This is a genomic window from Paenibacillus sp. FSL R10-2778 (assembly GCF_038593035.1).
In the GTDB taxonomy this organism is placed as follows: domain Bacteria; phylum Bacillota; class Bacilli; order Paenibacillales; family Paenibacillaceae; genus Paenibacillus_AQ; species Paenibacillus_AQ odorifer.
Genome location: NZ_CP151956.1, coordinates 3,686,183 through 3,707,785 on the forward strand (window position 1 = coordinate 3,686,183; position 21,603 = coordinate 3,707,785).

General features: G+C 43.7%; 22 protein-coding genes and 1 riboswitch. Of the genes, 2 read left to right on the top strand and 20 right to left on the bottom strand.

Annotation, left to right across the window (positions count from 1 at the left end):
* Positions 1-302 precede the first annotated feature (302 nt).
* Positions 303-1,193: a LysR family transcriptional regulator gene (locus NST40_RS16265; RefSeq protein WP_342409721.1), complete on the top strand. Its 891-nt coding sequence runs from the start codon at positions 303-305 to the stop codon at positions 1,191-1,193.
* 54 nt (positions 1,194-1,247) lie between these two features.
* On the opposite strand, the gene NST40_RS16270 is transcribed toward NST40_RS16265, so the two are convergent.
* The 16 genes from NST40_RS16270 to queF form a co-directional block, all read right to left on the bottom strand.
* Complete coding sequence (locus tag NST40_RS16270) at positions 1,248-2,237, bottom strand: substrate-binding domain-containing protein (protein WP_076217760.1); 990 nt, start codon at positions 2,235-2,237, stop codon at positions 1,248-1,250.
* Positions 2,234-4,018, bottom strand: a complete 1,785-nt coding sequence (locus tag NST40_RS16275; RefSeq protein WP_342409722.1) for a sensor histidine kinase — start codon at positions 4,016-4,018, stop codon at positions 2,234-2,236. Before NST40_RS16275 ends, NST40_RS16270 begins: the two co-directional genes overlap by 4 nt.
* Positions 4,015-5,121, bottom strand: a complete 1,107-nt coding sequence (locus tag NST40_RS16280; RefSeq protein WP_342409723.1) for a helix-turn-helix domain-containing protein — start codon at positions 5,119-5,121, stop codon at positions 4,015-4,017. The genes NST40_RS16275 and NST40_RS16280 overlap by 4 nt, the downstream gene beginning before the upstream one ends.
* Positions 5,118-5,624, bottom strand: a complete 507-nt coding sequence (locus tag NST40_RS16285; protein ID WP_342409725.1) for a response regulator — start codon at positions 5,622-5,624, stop codon at positions 5,118-5,120. Before NST40_RS16285 ends, NST40_RS16280 begins: the two co-directional genes overlap by 4 nt.
* A gap of 80 nt (positions 5,625-5,704) precedes the next feature.
* Positions 5,705-6,685 (bottom strand): ABC transporter substrate-binding protein, encoded by a 981-nt coding sequence (locus tag NST40_RS16290; protein ID WP_076277598.1) that lies wholly within the window; start codon positions 6,683-6,685, stop codon positions 5,705-5,707.
* A gap of 60 nt (positions 6,686-6,745) precedes the next feature.
* Positions 6,746-7,699, bottom strand: a complete 954-nt coding sequence (locus NST40_RS16295) for an ABC transporter permease (RefSeq protein WP_342410905.1) — start codon at positions 7,697-7,699, stop codon at positions 6,746-6,748.
* A 71-nt stretch (positions 7,700-7,770) separates the two neighbouring features.
* On the bottom strand, positions 7,771-9,270 hold the full coding sequence (locus NST40_RS16300) for a sugar ABC transporter ATP-binding protein (protein ID WP_076217756.1): 1,500 nt from the start codon (positions 9,268-9,270) through the stop codon (positions 7,771-7,773).
* Between the two features lie 225 nt (positions 9,271-9,495).
* A complete protein-coding gene (locus NST40_RS16305) occupies positions 9,496-10,341 on the bottom strand; it encodes a class I SAM-dependent methyltransferase (RefSeq protein WP_076277601.1) in 846 nt (281 codons plus the stop codon).
* A 32-nt stretch (positions 10,342-10,373) separates the two neighbouring features.
* Positions 10,374-11,288 (bottom strand): DMT family transporter, encoded by a 915-nt coding sequence (locus tag NST40_RS16310; protein WP_175618917.1) that lies wholly within the window; start codon positions 11,286-11,288, stop codon positions 10,374-10,376.
* A 142-nt stretch (positions 11,289-11,430) separates the two neighbouring features.
* Positions 11,431-12,567 (bottom strand): zinc-dependent alcohol dehydrogenase, encoded by a 1,137-nt coding sequence (locus tag NST40_RS16315; RefSeq protein WP_342409726.1) that lies wholly within the window; start codon positions 12,565-12,567, stop codon positions 11,431-11,433.
* 81 nt (positions 12,568-12,648) lie between these two features.
* Positions 12,649-13,467 (bottom strand): VanW family protein, encoded by an 819-nt coding sequence (locus tag NST40_RS16320; protein WP_341002772.1) that lies wholly within the window; start codon positions 13,465-13,467, stop codon positions 12,649-12,651.
* Positions 13,468-13,989 (bottom strand): cysteine hydrolase family protein, encoded by a 522-nt coding sequence (locus NST40_RS16325; protein WP_076138736.1) that lies wholly within the window; start codon positions 13,987-13,989, stop codon positions 13,468-13,470.
* 135 nt (positions 13,990-14,124) lie between these two features.
* A complete protein-coding gene (gene queE / locus NST40_RS16330; protein WP_342409727.1) occupies positions 14,125-14,847 on the bottom strand; it encodes a 7-carboxy-7-deazaguanine synthase QueE in 723 nt (240 codons plus the stop codon).
* Entirely contained in the window at positions 14,840-15,322 is a 483-nt protein-coding gene (locus tag NST40_RS16335) for a 6-carboxytetrahydropterin synthase (protein WP_076277604.1), read from the bottom strand. Before NST40_RS16335 ends, queE begins: the two co-directional genes overlap by 8 nt.
* Positions 15,322-15,984 carry a 7-cyano-7-deazaguanine synthase QueC gene (gene queC / locus NST40_RS16340; RefSeq protein ID WP_076304131.1) on the bottom strand — a complete coding sequence of 221 codons (663 nt, stop codon included), beginning with the start codon at positions 15,982-15,984 and terminating at the stop codon, positions 15,322-15,324. The genes NST40_RS16335 and queC overlap by 1 nt, the downstream gene beginning before the upstream one ends.
* A 29-nt stretch (positions 15,985-16,013) precedes the next feature.
* Positions 16,014-16,487, bottom strand: coding sequence for a preQ(1) synthase (gene queF, locus NST40_RS16345; RefSeq protein ID WP_036687775.1), 474 nt, complete (start codon positions 16,485-16,487; stop codon positions 16,014-16,016).
* A gap of 163 nt (positions 16,488-16,650) precedes the next feature.
* Positions 16,651-16,694, bottom strand: a riboswitch (PreQ1 riboswitch).
* 311 nt (positions 16,695-17,005) lie between these two features.
* On the opposite strand from queF, the gene NST40_RS16350 reads away from it, so the two are divergent.
* The gene (locus NST40_RS16350) at positions 17,006-17,341 is read left to right on the top strand and encodes a hypothetical protein (RefSeq protein ID WP_076184379.1); all 336 of its coding nucleotides are present in this window, start codon (positions 17,006-17,008) and stop codon (positions 17,339-17,341) included.
* A gap of 64 nt (positions 17,342-17,405) precedes the next feature.
* Here the strand turns inward: NST40_RS16350 and murB are convergent, their stop codons facing one another.
* From murB to NST40_RS16370, 4 genes are all read right to left on the bottom strand, one after another.
* Complete coding sequence (gene murB / locus NST40_RS16355; RefSeq protein ID WP_341002778.1) at positions 17,406-18,317, bottom strand: UDP-N-acetylmuramate dehydrogenase; 912 nt, start codon at positions 18,315-18,317, stop codon at positions 17,406-17,408.
* Positions 18,318-18,467: 150 nt separating this feature from the next.
* A complete protein-coding gene (locus tag NST40_RS16360; RefSeq protein WP_036687549.1) occupies positions 18,468-19,268 on the bottom strand; it encodes an ABC transporter ATP-binding protein in 801 nt (266 codons plus the stop codon).
* Positions 19,269-19,323: 55 nt separating this feature from the next.
* Positions 19,324-20,358: an iron ABC transporter permease gene (locus NST40_RS16365; RefSeq protein WP_076126695.1), complete on the bottom strand. Its 1,035-nt coding sequence runs from the start codon at positions 20,356-20,358 to the stop codon at positions 19,324-19,326.
* On the bottom strand, positions 20,358-21,413 hold the full coding sequence (locus tag NST40_RS16370) for an iron ABC transporter permease (protein WP_076217749.1): 1,056 nt from the start codon (positions 21,411-21,413) through the stop codon (positions 20,358-20,360). The genes NST40_RS16365 and NST40_RS16370 overlap by 1 nt, the downstream gene beginning before the upstream one ends.
* Positions 21,414-21,603 lie beyond the last annotated feature (190 nt).

A 21,603-nucleotide genomic window follows, 5' to 3' on the forward strand; every position in this document is an offset into this window, starting at 1 on the left:
TTAGCATGGCTCCCTGATCAGTTCATACCAAACTGGCTTCGAAAGCTTTAACATGGTGTTGTGGAGCTTGGCCCCCATATGCATGGTTACTGTAAAAGTTCATCAAACGCATATGTTATATGTTGTCCGGGACTTCTTGGCCCCTCTGACTCTTCTTATTCTAGAGCTCGTTCGTTAGAGAAACTTCTTATCTTTGTAAAGCGAACGAAAAAAATACCAATATAAAGTGTATATCAATATAGATATAATCTATAATGGAGATATAATTTATAATCCAACTTAGCATTATGTGGAGGAAAGTCATGAATATTATGAAATTGAACATCGTAGTTCTAATTGAAAAATATAAAAAAGTAACCGATGTAGCCGCAGAATTAGGCCTTAAACAACCAACTGTTTCTTTTCATATGAAGAATCTGGAGGCTGAGCTCGGAACCCCTCTATTTCTTTACCGAAGCGGAAGAGTGCTGCTTACGGATGCTGGACGAGCCCTTTATCAATACGCCCTCAAAATCGTCTCTCTCACTGCAGAAGCTGAGCGCACAGTTAAACAATTTTCTTCCCCCTCAAAAGGAACATTAGAGCTGGGAGCCAGTTTTATTCCTGCAACTTATATTTTACCTAATGTGTTAATCCAATTCATGAAACTCTATCCGGGGATTAACAACTCTTTGACTGTTCAAAGCGATGCTTTGTTACGTGAGCGTCTCCGTAGTCGGGATATTCAGATGGCCATTTTACATACTGCGGATTGGCAGGACGAATCTTTTGATTTTCAGCTTATTGTCCGTGATGAACCTGTCCTAATTTTTGCAACTGGTCATCCATTTGAAGGCCTAGAGAAATTAACACCTGAACTAATTGCCAATGAGCCGTGGATTCAGCATGAGCAAGGATCTTGTTTACGAGGGTATGCCGATCAATGGGCACAATTCAATCAAATCCGTTTATGGAACCGATCCGAGTTGAATTCTCCAGAAGTGATTAAGCAGTTAGTTAGCGGGAGTGATTGTGTTGGTATATGTTCTAAAGCGGCGGTTAAAGCTGAGATTGAGCTAGGCAAGCTTAGCTATGCCAACCTGCCAGGGATTCTGCCTGAAAGCGGCGGGTTTGTGCTCGGCTGGCGTAAAGATCATATTTTAACACCGTTACAGCAATCCTTTGTTGATATAGTAACGACTCTTGATCTTTAAAAAAACAAGGAAGCTTCTAAAGCCGCAAACGGTTTTAGAAGCTTCCTTGTTCATTTATTCTATAAAAGGAAACATTAATTTCTCATTTTCACTTAAATACATATTCTCCTTCGTGATGATCACGGAGCCTGTATCTATTATCCGTTCCACTTTCTCACCCTCAACAGCTTCAATCGCCGTCTTCACAGCTAAGTACCCCATATTAAAAGGCTTCTGCATAACCGTGCCAAGCAAGATCCCTTTTTCGAGGAGCTTCACCTCATTGCTAGAATTGTCGAACCCAAATAATTTCACTTTGTCTTGAAATCCCATATCCATAATCGCCTGCCCAGCCCCTAGTGTTGAAGGTTCATTAAGACCTATTATCCCCTTTAGATTTGGCTCGTCCTTTAGTAAATCAACAGTTAACTGGTACGCTTTCCGCACGGAACCATCACTGAATAATGTAGGCTGCACATCATGAACTCCATTCTCTAAAAGGGCATCACGAGCCCCTCTTTCCCTCTCAATTGCGGTGGCAGAGCCTTGTACAAAGTTAACGATAGCGACCTTATCCTCCGGATCAATATATTTTCTTAACTCCTGCCCTGCCTTACGTCCTGCTTCATAATTGTCTGTAGCAATAAAGCTCTCTGATACACCACCGCTTAAGCCCGAATCTACAGTAATAAGCGTAATGCCAACTGATTTGATCTTTTCCGCGATTGGAATGAGGCGATAATAATCTGTAGCTGATAAAATAATGGCGTCAGGCTTCTCCTTAATTGCTTGCTCCAGCAGTTCTATCTGTTGATCTACATCAAGCTCTGTATCCGTTCCAACCGTGCGAACCTCTGCGCCGAACTCCTTAGCCGCTGTTGCCACACCTTGTTTCATCACTTCCCAGAATTCAATACTGCTATCGATAGTCTTGGGCACATAAATAATGGTCCTAACCTTTGCGTCAAGCTCATTTGTAAACATACGATAGGCTAATGAACCCAAAGTAACAATGAAGAGCAGCAGCAGAGTATACAGGCCAATTTTTGACCGTAAAGCGCTCATTGACTCTCCTCCTCATAAATCACAGGTATTCGTAAAGTGGCCGTCGTTCCTTCCTCCATCTCGCTTGCAAAAGACAAACCGTATTTTACACCGAAATACAGCTGGATACGATGGTTCACATTCGCGACACCTACACCGCTGCCAGTCTTGTAATCTGATTTTTGCAGCAGTACCTTACCCATTTGCTCTTCATCCATCCCAATACCGTCATCAATGACCTGTACGATAATATCGTTCTGTTCTTGTCTTGCTCGGATCAGAATGTGCCCTTGCTCAGGATTATGTTTTATGCCGTGATAGATCGCATTTTCAACCAAAGGCTGAAGTACCATTTTTAAAATGCTGCAGGTTAGGATATCTTCTTGTACCTCTATGGAATAAGTGAATTTATTACGATAACGCATGTTCTGAATCGTTAAATAGTGCCGAATATGCTCTAATTCTTTGGCTAGCGGAATCAATTCCTCACCCTCACCAATTGTTGAACGAAGCAGCTTGGATAGAGATGAAGTCATCTCCACCACTTCCTCCATCTTTCCTGTCTCTGCCATCCAAATAATCGAATCAAGTGTATTGTACAAAAAGTGAGGTTTAATCTGCGCTTGCAGTGCCTTCAGTTCACTCACACGTTTCATCTCTTGCTCCAGAACGATCTGCCCCATTAACTCTTTAATCTTCATCATCATAAGATTAAACGTACGAGCAAGCTTGCCAATTTCATTCGTGCTCTCAATCTCCACGCGTATGTCGAACTCTCCACGTTCCGCTTTTTTCATATTCAGCTCCAAATTCTTCAGCGGTTTGGTCAGTGCGTAAGAGAGAAATATCGATATAGCCATAGCAAAAATCAAACTAATTGCTCCCCATAAGGCGGCGGTTCCTTGCATACGTTGCTTGTTCGCGACCAAATCATCCGGATAAGTGACTCCAACTATTTTCCAGCCAAAGCTGGTAGTGTCCACAGTGTACAGTTTCTGATCATTCCCCGTGTTAACCGTAACAGATCCACTCTTGATCCCAAGGACCGTCTCTAATTGTTCGAACTTGAGCTGGGAGTAGATCAACTGCTGTTGTGGATGATAGACAAGGCTACCTGCGGGATCGACGATAAAAACATAACCTCGTTTTCCCAGTTCGATTTGTTTACATAGATTATTAATTACACTGTAATTGAGATCTACGAGCAGTACACCTTGTTGATCCGCTTCCGTCATAGCAATCGCATTCGAGAGTTTTCGGCTGATCGAGACTACCCACCGGTATTCATCTTGAAAGATGTGCTGCACATGAGAGGAAGAAACTGCAACGTCAAGTTGATTCATAGCTTTTTGATACCAATCTTGAGCTATTAGTTCAGGAAGCGGTTTCAAAACAGCGTGCTGTCGATCCGAAACGGTCATGCCATCTGAGCCTGCATATAATATAGAGGAAATATCCGAGCGGGACTGAACGACTGACCGGAGATAATGACTGGCAAGCAGTTTATTCTTAAGCGCCTCTTCTTCATCTAATTTCGAGCCTTTTATATATTTCTCTAGATCACTGCTAGTTAACACCAGAGCAGCTATGCTCTCCATATTACCAATGTAATTCTCGATATTTAGTTTTACTTGTTCTATTAATTGTGAAGTATAGGCTACAGAATTGCCCTTGACCGCGGCTGAGGACAGGCGATAGGAAGTATAACTCAGGACAATAGTTGTGCAGAGGATAAGAAGTGAAAAGGAGATAGCAATATTAGAATGAATACTTCGGCTGCAGAAAAAGCGCTGTGATCTCATAGAGAGAGATTCTCCTTCTGCCGGTGTCGATATTCCTTCGGTGTGCTTCCTACATTACGTTTGAAAATAACACTAAAATACTGTGGATCAGCATAACCAACTCTGGCAGCGATATCATATGTCTTCAACTGTGTGACCGTAAGGAGTTCTTTTGCTTTTTCCAAACGGAGTCGAGTCAGATACTCTATAAATGTTTCACCGGTGTGCTGTTTAAAAGTTGCACTGAAATAACTGATGCTCATAAAAATATGGCTGCACAGCTCATTGAGTGAAAAGCTGTCATTACAATAATTCTCGCGAATATAAGCTTCTGCGGCTTGCATCTGAGAAGTCCGAACCGTTGTTCTCTGTTCCGATAGTTTAAGTATCAGCGCATGGCAAGTCCTCTCCAGATAATGCCTTGCTTCATCTAAAGTCTTAAGCGCAGCAACCTCTGCAAACATATTATGCGAAACAACTACTGTATTTATGAAGCCGATGTCGACCACATAGTTCATCAAAGAAACCAGCAGCTGATAGATGCTGCTACGGCAGCCTTCTATAGAGGAGGTATTACTTTTAAGCTCCTGAAACCACTTCAACAGAATTTCCGATACAGCAGAAGCTTTACCTGTCTTTAAAGCGGATATAAATTGCTTTTCCCATGAGGTGAAATGCGCCTGATCCAATCCCTTCCCAAACTCAAGATCCTGTATGGAGATAACTTTATCTATGCCTAAAAGGTAACGATATTCTATGGAGGAGACCGCTTCTTGGAAGGATTGTGGAATTTGTTGCAAAGTATTATATTTTCTACCGATGCCTATGGTGGATGACAGCTTCAAATATTTATTTAAGCTACCCTGGACTTGCTCTGCAAGATGCTGCGTTGCTACTTCTACCGTCTCTGAATTGCCGGGTAATATCGCAGCGATTTTTCCATCTCTCGTCTGGAATACCACTCCTTCTTGCTCTTTCTCCAGCTGCTCTTGAACAATGTTAAAGGCGCCGAAACGCAGTAGCTCTGCATCAAAAGCTAGGTCCTGGCTTCGTTTCTCCAATTCTATATCTATAACGAGCGCAAGGTACACTTGACCCTGCAACGGAATATGAAAATAACTCAATTTATTCTCATTTCTTCGCTTTTCATTCGAGTAGTTACCAGCTGCTCCAAGAATCGTTCCCGCAGCAATGGAAGACTCTGATTAAGATGCATACGAAGCTTAACTAAATTCGCTTTTTGTAGATGATCTTCATCTAAATCCTGCTTCATCTTACTTAGAAATTCAGCAAACTCACGTGCATTAATCGGTTTTAATAAGTACTCAGTCACCTTCAGTGTTATGGCCTGCTTCGCATATTCGAAGTCTTCATATCCAGTGACGATAATGACCTTCATATCCCGGTACCTATCCATCACAGCTCTGGCCAATCCCAGTCCATCCATAAAAGGCATACAAATATCAGTAATAATTACGTCAGGACGATGCTGCTCGATTGCTTCCAGTGCATCTCTGCCATTATCAAAATCACCAACCAGCTCAAACCCATATTTACTCCATGAGATCTTTTGTTTGATCCCTTCACGAACCTCATCTTCATCATCAACCAGAATTATCTTATACATCCAACACCTCCACAACTTTGAACTTATCAGCATAAGCATAATAGAGGCCGCCTGCGGGAGGCAACCTCTATTATTAAACTCTATTCGTATAGTAGAGGTTTGATCTCATCGGAATCCATATTGTTTTTATCATACCAGTGGAACCCCGTGTCGATGTTCTTTTCAACCGCTTCCCCTTTAATCGCTTGCACAGCTGCCTTCACAGCTTGATAGCCAATACCAATGGGGTCTTGTGTAACAGCACCAGCCACAACACCACTGCGGATAGCATCCATCAACTGCTTGCCAGAATCAAAGCCGACGACTACGATCTTACCATTCATTTGCAATTCATTTACTGCATTAGCCACACCTACAGCAGAGCCTTCATTAGAGCCATAGATTCCTTTCAGATCCGGATTTGCCTGCATCATCGCTTTCGCAAGGTCTGTGGACTTTAACTGATCTCCACCTCCATATTGCGGCTCTAACACTTGAATATCCGGATATTTTGCTTTCATTTGTTCCAAGAAGCCATCGCGACGCTGTTGCCCTGTGCTGCTCGTTTGGTCATGTATGACAAGGCCCACTTTACCTTTCTTGCCAATCAGTTCAGCCATTTTATCTGCGGCCAAAGCAGCTGCTGCTTTATTGTTAGTCGCTGCTGTTGCTACAGGGATATCACTGTCTACACCAGAGTCAAAGCCGATGACCGGAATCTTATTTTCCTTTGCCTTTTCTAGATAAGGAATCGCAGCTTTGCTGTCCAGTGCGGCAAGCGCAATTGCAGCTGGCTTCTTGTCGAGAGCGGTTTGCAGCATCTCAATTTGTTTATCCACCTGACTCTCATTTTCTGGACCTTCGAAGGTAATCTCAACATCAAATTCCTTAGCAGCTTTCTCCGCTCCTTGCTTCACCGCTTGCCAGAATTGATGCTGGAACCCTTTTGATATGACTGGAATGTATGGTTTGTCTGAACCGGATGCACTCTTGTTACTATCATTGTTGTTACATGCACTCAGCAATGTAGTGACTAATAATAGACAGGCAAGCATGATAAACCCTCTACGACGCAGTTTCATTTGAATCTTGCCCCTCGTCATTTGCTTTGTATATCACTCCGGATGGAGATCATACCAAGTTTATTGCTTACGGCGGCGTAGAATATCAGCGTAAACCGCAATAATGATTACAACACCGACAATGACCGTCCGCCATTCCTGAGCCACGGACATAATCTGTAAGCCATTCGTCAGCACACTCATAATCAGTGCGCCAATAATCGTGCCTAGAATAGAACCTACACCTCCACTTAAGGAAGTTCCGCCAATGACCACTGCCGCAATAGCCTCTAGTTCATAGCCAGTGCCCAGTGATGGCTGAGCTGAATTCAGACGTGATGCCATCAGGATACCTGCGATTCCACTAAAAATCCCTGTAATGGAATAGATAATAATCTTCCATTTGACTGTGTTCACACCTGATAAGCGAGTAGCTTCTTCATTACTGCCAAGCGCGAAGTTGTAACGCCCAATTATCGTCTTAGACAAGATTATGCTTGCGATCATACCGAGTAATAAGAAGATAACGATGGTGTTGGGTATACCAGGGATCATTTTACCCATGGCGATCTTGGCGAAGATCGGATCATCGTTGAAATAAATAGGTTTGGCTCCGGTGATGACAAGCGACAAGCCTTTGGTGACCATCATAATCGCCAGAGTGGCGATGAAGGGTGGAATGTTCATCTTCGCCACCATCAAACCGCTGACAAAGCCGCACAGTGCTCCAGCCAGAATCCCACCTACAATGCCTAACGGGACGGGCAGACCCCAGAAGGTAATAATGACTCCAACCATAACAGATGAGAATGTCATTATAGTACCGAGAGCAAGGTCGATGCCGCCCGTAATAATAACAAAGGTAGCTCCAAGCGCTAATACTCCGATTACAGCTGTAGAAACTAGAATTCCGACAAGATTTGAGAATTGAAAAAAGTTGCTGGAGGATATAGAAAATACGATGACCAATATGATCAGACTGGCAAATGCCAATAATTTTTGTTTGAATCCGGATTGCCCTCCCGTTTGCTTCATACCCGCTGGCTGACTAATCTCTTTATCCGCGATCTTCATAGTCCTGACACCTCCGGTTAACTCTTGAACAGTTATGAACGTTTCGTCGCATATTTCATAATCGCCTCCTGCGATGCTTCTTCTGCGGGGAGTTCTCCTGTTATACGCCCTTCACACATAATGATAATCCGGTGGCTCATTCTTAGAATCTCAGGAAGATCTGAAGAAATGATAATGATCGCCTTCCCTTCGCTCGCAAGCTGATCCAGCAGCTTATAAATTTCACTTTTCGCGCCTACATCAATACCTCGTGTGGGCTCATCGAAGATGAGTACATCACAGTCTCTAGTCAACCACTTGCCGATGACCACTTTCTGCTGATTACCTCCGGACAGAAACTTAACCTTTTGACCTACACTTGGAGTTTTGGTGGCTAGCGCTTCAACATGCTGCTCCGCTGAGCTTCGCATCTCCCGCTCCTTCATCCAGCCAAATGAATTACGGAATTTATAAAAGGAGGCAATCGCATTATTCATACTGATATCCATATCCACAAGCAATCCGAAACGTTTGCGGTCTTCGGACAAATACCCAATACCATGCTGTACTGCTTGATGTGGCTGACGTATCCGAACCGATTTTCCATGGAGCATAATTTCACCCTCATCGATGGGATCGGCACCAAAAACGGCACGTACAACCTCGGTACGTCCAGCTCCCATTAAACCAGCGAAGCCCAAAATCTCACCTTTATACAGATGAAAGCTAATATCCTTGAACGCATGCCCTCTAGAAAGATTTCGAACTTCTAAGACAACTTGCTGAGTCTGTTTTGCAATCGTTGGTTTCGACGTTTGATATAATTCACGTCCAACCATCATGCTGATGATCTGATCAATCGTTATTGAATCGGTACGAACGGTATCTACATAACAACCATCACGCATAACTGTAATGCGGTCTGTAATTCGCTTCAATTCATCCATGCGGTGAGAGATATAAATAATTCCCACACCTTTATCTCGTAGCTGCTCAATCATTCGAAATAACTCGTTAATTTCTGTATCTGTTAACGCGGCGGTTGGTTCATCCATGATCAATACCTCGGCTTGGAAAGACAAGGCTTTAGCGATTTCAACCATTTGCTGATTAGCAACGGTCAGGTCTGATACCAAAACTCTGGGATCCAGCTTCAGATTCATTTGATCAAACAGTACCTGTACCCTGCGATTCATCTCCACATCATCAACGAACCATTTCAGAGCTTTACGCGGCTCTCGTCCAATGTAAATGTTCTGGGCGACCGTAAGATGAGGCATTAAATTCAATTCCTGATGGATGATACTAATTCCAAGCTCCTGTGCTTCACGGGTATTAACAATCTCCACTTCATTTCTCTTGTACCACATTTGACCCGCATCCTTGGAATAGACACCTGTCGCAATCTTCATAAGGGTAGACTTGCCAGCGCCATTTTCTCCTACTAACGCATGAACTTCCCCACACTTCAGCTCAAATTGACATTCATTCAAAGCATGAACACCTGGGAAAAACTTGTTGATTCCCTCCATACGAAGCAACACTTCGTTCATTTTGATATCCACCTCAAATTCTTTGAGAATGCCTTAACCCTTAAAGTAATCGCTTTCAATCCGGAATGTAAAATCATTGTATTCCCTATAAGTTGCCATTGTAATGGAATAATCTCCGTAAAAAAGTTTAAAATTTTATGTTTTACATACAAAAAAAGCTGAACCGAGAGCACCTCAGTTCAGCACAAATGTTATATCCTAAAAATCACATGTCAGCGAACCCTCCTACAGGCTTGCGCCATTTCCAGCCACCAATGTGAAGGTCTTAGGAATTCCCTTATCATACACGTCGGAAGATAGATTAGGTTCTTCTACTAATTGGCGGATCACTAGTCCGCTATTAGCTGCTGCGGTTACAATTTCTCCGAGTGTCCAGCGGCGCCAATACACAACACTATGCTCTTGTTCACCTGCTGGTTTACCTGTGGAAGGCAAATACTTGGAATAGGATACCTTCTTCTCTTCCAATGATGAGTCAAAATAATCTCCGTTTACTTTGTGTTTGCGTACCTTCGCAGTAGATCCCTTCGAGGAAATAAGCTTGGTCGTTACCGGATGAAAATCGCGGAGTACAAATACGCCTCCAGGAGAAAGCAATCGGCGAGCTGTTTCCATGAATAGTGTAAGGTTGGTAAAGTAATGAACAATTCCTAACTCTGCAAAGACGATGTCATATGAACCATCAAGGATGTCTTCTGGCAGCTTAAGAATATCTGAGACGATATAGGTTAGTGGTACCCCTGCTTCTTGGGCAAGATCAGCCGCATATCTCGCATTGGCTTCCGAGAAGTCAGCAACCGTTACTTCCGCACCTAGTAATGAGAGTGCCACGGCCTTCATCCCGTTTGAGCCCATTAAATTCATCATTTTCTTACTCTTCACCTCTCCAAAAAAAGAAAGGAGCGGGTGAAGCTTTGCACTTGGTTCCTTTATTAATTTTGCAGCTGCTTCTGACGGTGTACCAAACCGAGTTACCCAAGCGGTATAAGTATCTTCGTTCCAAAGCTCTTCGCTTGTTGGCACAGCGTTTTTTTCTGCCTGATTATTTGAATATTGATTCTGCTCTTCCATCCATTGCTACCCCTTTATGTGTAAAATATCTGTTATGAAGCATTCTGAATGGCATCAGCCATCCGGATAGTTTTCCTTCTTCCCGCGTACAAATATACTGCGAGGCCAATCATGACGAGCAGCCCACCTGCCCATTGTAAGGTTGTTAGCTGTTCACCCAAGAGTAAATACGCTAAGATACTGGCTCCCACTGGTTCTCCTAAAATGTTCATTGAAACCGTAGTCGCGGATACATATTGTAGTAACCAATTAAACAAAATATGGCCAAACACCGTTGGCACCACTGCTAACAATACAAAGATTCCCCATTCCTTGGCCGGATAATTAAAAAAGGAAATCCCCATGAACAGATTGTATACGGCAAACACGCCAGCGGCTGATAAGAAGACAATCAAGCTATATAAATAAGAGGGCATGCGCACCACTAGCTTTTGACCGATCAGCATATGTACAGCTACCGCGACAGTGCCTCCGACCGATAATAGATCACCTTTTAGATTATCCGCAGAGATGCCGATATCCCCCCAGCCGATAAACACGACACCGCCAATCGCAATGCCAAGCCCTAGAATAGCGGACAGAGCTGTCTTTTCCTTATACAAAAAATAAACACCCAGCATAATGAATACAGGCTCCAGGGCCATGATCATTGTTGAACTAGCTACCGAAGTATACTTTAATGATCCCATCCATAGCAAAAAGTGCAGCGCAAGCATTGCGCCTGAGAGGATGAGCATTAGCCAGTCTTTTTTACGAAGAGCAAAAGCAGCTCCACTATAGGGTCTTGCAAAAGGCAGCATCAGCAGTGAGGTAAATAATAATCTGTACATGCCTTGTATAGATGCAGGTGCATCAGACCATTTAATAAAAATGGCGGAAAAAGAGATGGCCACAATCCCTATCAACATTAATAGTGGAATCGGAAGTGGCGGTTTTTTAAGTTTCACATGTTACGCGTCCTTTCAATATCTTAAGTCACTTATGTTAATTTAACGCAGACCGTGAAAAAATGCATCTATTTTCATAAGATTTCACTAAAAAAAGCAAAAGCAATGTCATTTCTGACGAAAGCTCATGCTTCTTAAAAGGCTACGGCTTCAGAACAACCTTGATGCAATCCTCTTTTTTCTCACTAAAAACGTCATAGCCATGCTCCGCTTTACTAATTGGCAGGCGATGCGTAATGATATCTGTAGGATCAAATTTATTTTCTTTAATCATCTTATACAGCAACGGCATATAGTGAATCACCGGCGCTTGTCCCATCTTTAATGAAATGTTCCGTTCAAATAGCTGACCCAGCGGGAACATATTGTAATTAAGTCCATAGACTCCTACAAGCTGGATGGTTCCGAATTTACGTACGATATCTGCGGCCATTCTGAATGCACTGAGCGAGCCTCCTTGCAGCTTCATAACCGTTTCCACTTTCTCCAAGGCAGATATTTTGGCATCTAGACCCACACAGTCAATAACCACATCTGCGCCCCCACGAGTGATCTCCTTCAAATGAGCCTCAATGTCCTTGATCTCTTCGAAATTATAAACTTCAACATTATTGGTCAGCTTCGCATGTTGCAATCGGTAGCCGATATGGTCAACAGCAATGACTCTAGAGGCACCTTTGATCCAAGCAAACTTTTGAGTTAGCAGTCCAACGGGCCCGCAGCCGAGAACAATGACTGTATCTCCCGGCTTCACTCCCGCGCTTTCTACTCCCCACCAAGCAGTAGGAACGATATCCGATAAGAAAAGAAGCCGCTCATCTTCCATTTCTGCATCCTCAGGAACGACAAAAGGGCCGAAATTACCATAAGGAACCCGCAGCAATTCAGCTTGTCCGCCTGCAAAACCGCCATAAGTATCGGAATAACCAAGATAACCGCCTGTGTCCTTGGCGTCATTAGCATTGTCGCATTGGCTCTCCATCTCATGCTGGCAGAAAAAACACTGCCCACAGGCGACATTAAAGGGGATGATGACTCGGTCACCTTTTTTGACTTTAGTTACGTCAGGACCCACTTCCTCAACAATCCCCATTGGCTCATGACCAATAACATAATCATCATGCATACCTGGAATTTCCCCGTTATAAATGTGCAGATCCGAGCCACAAATCGCCGTAGTGGTAATCCGAACGAGGATGTCATCTTTTTTCTCAAGCTTCGGATCAGCTACTTCTTTAACTTTCACTTTTTTCTTCCCTTGGTAGGTTAGTGCTTTCATGCTGTTAATCCGCTCCTTTGGAGATGGTCTAGAGATATAATTTTCATGCCTTTCTATGTTATATCCCTAAGCCCTAACCTCTTATCCATGAAGAAGCGGAGAATACATCATTAGTGCGTAATTATCAGTTACAGCTTCATCTCCAATTAGATCTCCAGAGCGTGTATATACTTTTCGACTGATCTTGTTACTGCGTATATATCCGCCCCAAGGCTCTAGACTAATCCTATGATCACTTTCGTATACTTCATAATCATAAAGCGCCTGTTCATTGCATCTCCACTCCCCGTGTAAATGGCTATCGTCCAGCCAGAGCTTTAGTTGATACGTTTGAGCGGTGTTATTTTTTAATTGAAGATCCAAATAGTTATAAGAACAAGTCGCCCCGCTTCCAAAAGGTTGCGTACGTTGTTCATCTGGAAATACATCATAACTATGACGATGCCGTTCCATAACGGTAAGTGGCGTATGCAGTGCCATCCAATAGATCAGATTAGACAACTGGCATAAGCCTCCTCCAACCCCGGAATGAAAACCACCATAATGCAGCACCATACCCTGCAGATACCCTTTTCGCTTAGTGGGCTTACCAATACTTCTCCAGTAGGAAAAAGTCTCCCCCGGGTGCACAACAAGTCCATCCAGCTTCGCAATTGCCAGCCGTAAGTTAGTTATTTTATTGTATTGAAGCACCATATCTACATTCCGAAGACTTCTTAATAACGGGGTAGCATGAGTCATGGCTGTATAAGATAATGTTTCATCCGTACGCTGCCTCGCTATTTTGCTTCGTCCAGTGCACCATTTCAAATATCTTTTCCAAATAAAATATCGTTTGCCAGCAAACAATCTAAGGCGAGAACGCTGAATAGGCTTCATGGCAGCCTGGGGTGTATTCATCTAGAACTGAACCTCGCTTTCAGCTCGTAACTGGGCGAATCTACCTCCAATTATCGCATTATGATGCTTAACGATCTCCCTACTACTCAGAACCCCATTATCAAAAGTGCTATGAGCGTCTGAAACCAGTACACTTTTATATCCCATGCTGTATGCGCGTCTTATTGTCGTATCCAGACAGAATTCACTTTGCATCCCACAGATCACCAGATTCGTGATTCCGAGCTTCTGGAGTTCATCTTGCAGTTCCGTTCGGTGAAAAGCATCCCAAGTAGGCTTCTCAACGATAACTTCGCCTTCCTGCGGTGTGATGCGGTGACTGATCTGCCAAGTGGGTGTACCTTTTGTGTACTCCTCATCTTCGGTATGTTGAATATACACAATAGGAGTACCTGCTAATCGAGCTTTTTGCTGAAGGGAGACAATCCTTTCCATCACACCCTCTTCATCGTACAGCTTTAGATCATAGGAGAACATGGCTTCTTGAACATCGATAATTAATAATGCTGTTGATTGTTCCAAATGAATAACCTCCAAGAGCTTTTTTCAAAATCATACCAGAAACTGGGACAGACTATCTACCTACTAGAAGTTACAACTGTTAAAAATAAAAACCGAGTATCTGTAAGCAGATACCCGGACGATTTCATCAATCTTTTACTTGCCACGCTTATTATGCCAGATCAATGCATGCAGCTGTGGAAGTACACGAACCTTGTTCATATCCGAATCCACGATTACTTTATTAAACAACCACTCCAGCCTTCCCAGAAGTCGAGCAGAAATGTTGCCCTCTTCCGTGACATCATCATTACCAGGCTGCAGAAAGAGCTGCACATTCGGATATCGCTGGTGAACGTTTTTCGCATAATCAAAATCCTTATCATCAAACACTACGACCTTCAAGCTATGCGTAGAACGACCCAGTTTCTCCATCTTCCTCATGATGTTATCTAGCATTTCCCAATTCGTTGTCATTCCTGAGCTTGGAGGTTTAGGACTGATTGTCAGCACATCCACGTCATTGAACCAATCCTGCCATTTACTCCCCTGAGTTTCTATCGCTGCTTTTATTCCACGCTCATGAAGCAGGTTGATGAAGGTACCCATTCCTTCACCAATCAAGGCAGGATTACCGCCTGAAATCGTAACACAGTCGAAATTATCTCCAGCTAACGCCAATAATTCATTTATGATTTCTTCTGCTTCCATCATGCGAACCTTATTCTTAGCCGTACCATCCCAAGTAAAAGCGGAGTCACACCAGCCGCAGCGATAATCGCAGCCATAGGTGCGGACAAACATCGTCTTCACTCCAATTACCGCACCTTCGCCTTGAATAGTTGGACCGAACATTTCAATTACAGGAATCTTACTCACAATCACAGCCTCCATACAAACGGTAGGATGGCCCTTCATCCGGAACATCTTCAGCCAGCACCTCTGCCCAAGAGGTTGGAGTCTCCCATAGCTTTACCGAGTACAAAGGCAACCCTGCTTGCTTAAGCTTATAGGCAATATATGAAGACATATTCTCCACTGTGGTGCGGAAAGACAACAAGGCTACTTTGGAGCCCGTATTCGTTAACGTTTCTAACACAGCTTCATTTCCCATAGCAAGAAAAGCGTGATCTAAACGATCTACAAGGCTTTGTTGTACTGTCATTTTGATATCGCTGAAATCAATGACGAAACCTTCATCCGAGTGGCCTTCCGCGGCCATAGGTTTGCCCTTAAGCACTACTTCGAGCTTATAAGTATGTCCGTGCAGGTTGCTGCATTTCCCTTTGTGTCCCACTAACTGGTGTGCCGCGTCGAACGTAAATATTTTGCAGACTGAAACCTCGTTAAGCATTAAGAACCGGCCTCCATTCTCTCCACCTCATATTGCTCAAGACCACGCTGACGCAATAGACAGGCTGGACAAGTACCGCAGCCACTGCCAATAATACCGTTGTAACAGGTCAGTGTGTGTTCGCGAACATAATCAAAATACCCCAGTTCATCGGCCATTTTCCACGTTTCTTTTTTATCCAGCCACATTAGGGGAGTGTGGATCGCAAACTCATAGTCCATAGATAAGTTCAGCGTAACATTCAATGATTTCACAAAAACATCACGGCAGTCCGGATAACCGCTAAAGTCCGTTTGGCAAACCCCAGTGACGATATGGGAGTACCCCAGTTGTTTAGCTAATATTGCGGCAAAAGATAAAAACAACAAATTCCGTCCATCAACGAAAGTACTTGGAAGCTCATCTCCTTCACCAGCCACGATATCTATATCCTGACGGGTAAGTGCATTGGGTGCCAGCTGATTGAGCAGCCCCAGATCAAGAATATGCTGTTTTACATTAAACTTAGCTGCTATCGCTGTTGCAACTTCGATTTCAGCCGCATGACGTTGATTATAGTTGAAAGTAACTACCTGCACTTCCTCATACTGCTGCAATGCCCAAACCAGGCAAGTGGTGCTATCTTGTCCGCCGCTGAATACGACGAGTGCTTTTTTGTTCATATGAATCTCTCCTTATCACAAGTTGGAATTTAGCGGTTGTCCACTTTTTCTGGATAGAGGTCGTGATTGATTAAGCGGTGTTCCGCCATCGCCTCATACTTCGTACCCGGTCTTCCATAGTTGCAATAAGGATCAATTGAAATGCCTCCGCGCGGAGTGAACTTGCCCCATACCTCAATGTAACGCGGATCCATCAGAGAGATCAGATCATTCATAATAATGTTGACACAGTCCTCATGAAAATCACCATGGTTGCGGAAGCTAAACAGATACAGCTTTAATGATTTGGATTCCACCATTTTTTGTTCAGGAATATACGAAATATACAGCGTGGCAAAATCCGGCTGACCCGTTACAGGACACAAGCTAGTGAACTCAGGGCAGTTGAATTTAACAAAATAATCACGCCCGGGATGTTTGTTATCAAACACCTCCAGAATGTCTGGATCATAACCAAACTTGTACTGTGTTCCCTGATTACCAAGCAAAGTAACTTCTTGCATTTCCTCTTTCAATCTTCCTTCTGACACGACAAAAAACCCCTCTCTTTTCCTTCGGCCTTGGCCGGTAATGGAAAGAAGAACGAGATTTCGAAAACTTGGCTCCACTAAGAAGAAACGGAAGCAACATCCGGATAAAGGACAGCAACCGCTTGTACTGTTTAATATATTCTTAGTTTTTTATAGAGGGAGTTCGCGAACCTCTCCTGCACAACTTAGCGCAGACTTCTTCTTAAAGCATATTGCGTCTTGAACTATACCATGGGTAGCCCGCTCCTGACAAGTTCTACTCTTTACTGTTATCTTATACAGATCAGCAAATAACACCAGATTAACGTGGATAGACCTGCGTATGTAGAGATTAGGAAGCTCAAAAACCACGGCAATTTGATCGCGGATTTCTTTTTAATCACATGAACTATTCATATGGTTAATTAAGATGTGGCAAAAAAAAGGATTCAAATCCTAAGAAAGGGGTAACTTATTCATAATAATCTTCGAGCTAAGGGTGGGAGCATTTTATGGAACAAAGTATACAGCAGCTTATGGATTGGCTTAACAATCATTTGAATGAAACAATCGCTATTGAAAAGAAAGAACTTCGTGATCTGGATAAAGTTCATTTCAATTTAGAGGCCGTAGATTTCCGCAGTGCAGACGACGTAATTGATGAATATCTTGGAAGTGCACTGATATTAAGAGGTTTCGGCAGCACACTTAACGCCGATGGTGAACTGGTATCCCTGCCACAATCCACTTATGATTTAGCTGTTGAAGGTCTTCAAATCGTAGACTTAGCCGACCGCAAGGCAGAAATAACTACGGACAGAGCTAATTACACCCTTTCAGTAGATTAAACGAACATGATTATGATAAGCAAAAAGAGCCCACAGCGATCTGCGGGCTCTTTTTGCTTATCATTTATTCTTCTCCAATGATCTCCACTTCCGTTTCCAGCTCTACACCGAATTTATCCTTCACAGTCGCTCTTACATGGTGGATTAGCCCGATGTAATCACTGGCTGTTGCATTATCTGCATTCACAATAAATCCCGCATGCTTCTTGGATACCTCAGCACCGCCGATTCTTGTACCCTGTAAGCCGCTCTCTTGAATTAACTGACCTGCAAAACGGCCTGGAGGCCGCTTAAACACACTCCCACAGGATGGATACTCAAGCGGTTGCTTCGATTCACGTAAATAAGTTAGTTCATCCATTTTTGCCTTGATCGTTAAAACATCACCGGAAGTCATAGCAAATTTGGCCTCAAGTACAATATACTCACCGCTTGCGAATACACTTTTTCTGTATCCCCATTGCAGCTCATCTCCTTGCAGAGTTACCAATTGCCCGTTCTTATTTATAGCTAGTGCACTATGCAGGACATCTTTGATCTCACCGCCATAAGCACCTGCGTTCATATAGAGCGCTCCACCAACTGTTCCTGGAATGCCACAGGCGAACTCAAGACCCGTAAGCTCCTTATCAAGCGCATATCTGGAAACATCAATTATTTTGGCACCACATTGCGCATATAAGAGATTGTCGCGAATTCCCATTTCGGTCAGTCCTGCCGTTTGCAGAACGATTCCACGTACCCCTCCATCACGGATAATCACATTGGAGCCATTCCCAAGTACCGTAAGGGTTATCCCATTTTGTTCTGCATATGTAACAATCTTTTGAATTTCATCATAAGTAGCTGGTGCAGCCAAAATATCAGCTTTGCCGCCCATTTTAGTGTACACGTGATCTTTTAAATTCTCATTACTTTTCACTATTCCTGCAGTCATTAGCTGCTCTAGATCATCTTGAATTTTGTCAATATTCATGTTTTCATGCTCCTTTAACCATGTATAAATGATGGTCCTTGATCTATTTTAAAGAGTTATTATGAAATTGTAGGCAACCACAACTGTAACAACGAACAGGCTCCCTTGTCAATGACGGGAGCCTGTTCGTTGTATGATTTTAGATGATAATTACACAGCTTTATAGGCAGCAAGCTCGTAAGGAAGACACAGTGGCACACCCGTACGTGGATCCGGAACGATATCCGCTTCAATTCCAAACACTTCCCGCAATACATCTGGTGTCATAACCTCAGTAGGTGAGCCTTCGCTAACCACAGTACCGGACTTAATCGCTACCATATGCTGCGCATAACGAGTAGCATGATTCAAATCATGCACGACCATGATAATGGTACGGCCTTCTTCCTCATTCAGCTTTTGCAAAAGTTGAAGAACTTCGAGCTGATGCGCCATATCTAGGAACGTTGTAGGCTCGTCAAGGAATAAAATATCTGTTTCTTGAGCCAACGCCATAGCGATCCAAGCGCGTTGACGTTGTCCACCAGAGAGACGGTCAATAGGGCGATCATGAAAAGATTCCATGCCCGTAACAGAGATGGCGTTGGAGATGATGTTGCGATCCTCTGCGGTCATCGTGCCAAATCCCTTTTGATGAGGGAAACGACCGTAGCTAACCAGCTCAGATACCGTCAGACCGTCAGGAGCTGTTGGGTTCTGCGGTAGAATCGCCAGCTGACGAGCAACCTCTTTAGTTGAAAAGTTATGGATCGATTTGCCGTCCAGCATTACGGTGCCACTCTTCGGCTTCATAATCCGGGCCATCGTTTTGAGGATTGTAGATTTACCGGAGCCGTTAGCGCCCACTAGTGCGGTGATTTTCCCCGTAGGGATAGACAAGTTCAATCCCTTAACTATAGTAGCCTCAGCATACCCAATACTTAATTCTTCTGTATTCAAACGTTCTGACATGATCTACAACTCCCTTAAAAGTTTTATGGAGCTAAGCTCCTAAGTATGAACTAATTTACGCTTTCGACTTGGCGAGTAAATATAAAAAGTAAGGTGCGCCAATAATCGCAACCACAATGCCAGTAGGAACTTCGGCAGGTTGCAATACCCATCTACCAATGGTATCAGCGGTAATCATAAGAAGCGCCCCTGTCAAAGCACTAGCAGGTAATAACACCTGATGACGGGGTCCCACCAGCCTGCGAGCCAGGTGTGGTGCTATCAGGCCGACGAAGCCAATACCTCCGCTTACCGCGACGCAGGAGCCGGCAAGCGCTACGGCTGTTACCAGAAGGAGAATACGTTCCTTCTCCACACGCATTCCTAGACCTAATGAAGTATGGTCCCCTAGATTCAATACATTTAGAACCCGGGCTTTATAGAAGGCGAACGGTAACAGAATCGCGATCCAAGGCAGCAAAGCAAGGACGAATCTCCAATCCCCACCCCATATTTTCCCGGCGATCCAAGTAGCTACAAATTGATAATTATTAGGATCAAGCCTAAGTGCCAATACAAGCTGGCAAGCATTGATTCCTGCAGCGACCGCAATCCCGATAAGGATCAGCCTTGTAGGAGACAGACCATCTGCCTTCCGGTAGGCAAGAATATAGATTAAAGCTGCGGTCAGGCCAGCCCCACCAAGTGCTAGGAGAGGCAAGACAAATACCGGAGCTGCTGTTGTAGCCGGAAAAAACGAGATAAAAATGATTACCGCAAAACCTGCACCAGCACTTATGCCCAGCGTAGCCGGTTCAGCGAGTGCATTACGTGCGAGACTTTGTAGAATACAGCCCGATACTGCAAAGCCCGCTCCAACTAACAATGAAATTACGATGCGGGGTAATCTGAAATCAAATAAAATAAGCTTTTGCTGATGTGTTCCATCACCCATGAGTGTATGTAATACCTCTAGTGGGGATAGACGCATAAACCCTGTATTCATACTGACTATAAACACAACGACGATCAGTATAGCAAGGAGTGATAACACCGTTAGGGCGCGTGTGCGGCGTTCTTTTTCATCTGGAGTAAGGGTTAATTTGGGCATTACAGCTCCCCCTTCCGCTTACTCGCTAAATAAATAAAGAACGGTACGCCGATGATGGCAATTAAGGCTCCTAGCGGTGTCTCATACGGTGCATTTATCATTCTTGCGGCAATATCTGCAAAGATAATCAATAAGCTCCCTAGAACTGCCGAGCAAGGGATAATCCAGCGGTAGTCCACTCCAACGAAATAACGTGTAACATGTGGAATAATTAGTCCTATAAAAGCAATCGGGCCAACCGTTGAAACCGCACTTCCAGCTAAGATAACCACAACAATCATACATGCCAATTGAACTAACCTTGTCCGCTGCCCCAGGCCAACCGCAACTTCTCTTCCTAAGCTGAGCAATGTGACGGATCGTGATAACATCATCGCTGCAATTAAGGCTACGGCCACCCAAGGGAATATAATCTTGATCTGAGTCCAGCTAGCTCCACCCATCCCACCAGCTAACCAGAAGGCTATGTCCTGAGATAAGTTGAAAAGAATAGCTACTCCCTGACTAATAGCAACCAATAAAGCACTAACTGCCGAACCTGCTAATGTCAATCGCAAGGGGGTCAGGCCATTAAAAGAAAGCGAACCGATTCCGAATACGATAAAAGAGGCCACAGCGGCACCGATAAAGCAATACAACATTAGTGAAGTGAATGAGAGTGAGGGTGCAAAAGCAAATACTATGGCCAGCGCTACCCCTGCTCCTGCATTCAAGCCTAACAGCCCTGAATCCGCAAGCGGGTTTCTTGTCATCCCCTGCATGATAGCCCCTGCTACTGCGAAGCAAGCACCGACTAAGGCGCCAGCAATAGCACGTGGAAATCGCAGTTCTCTAATCACCTGATGTTTTTGTAAATCTGGATTGAAATGAAATATAGCTTCCCATACCGTAGCTAACTTGATATCTGCCGCACCCACTGAGACCGAAAGTGCCAATCCGAAGGCAATGGCAGCAAGTCCAAAAATAAGAATACCAATGGCAGCTGCCGGTCGGGTATGTAGAGCTTTTTTGGGTTCATTTTTAATACGATTTGCGAAATCTGAGGGTGAAACCATGAGTCGTCTCCTTATTCAATAGTTACAATGGTTTATATGATAACAACAATCATTCTCATTATCGCAAAAATATTTATGTTGTACAATTGCAGGAACGATTTTTCCGTACTATGGGATTGGTTTATAAAAAAATGGTGCAGATCTTTGTATCCCGAGATACTTGATCTGCACGCCCTTCCCCACCGAAATG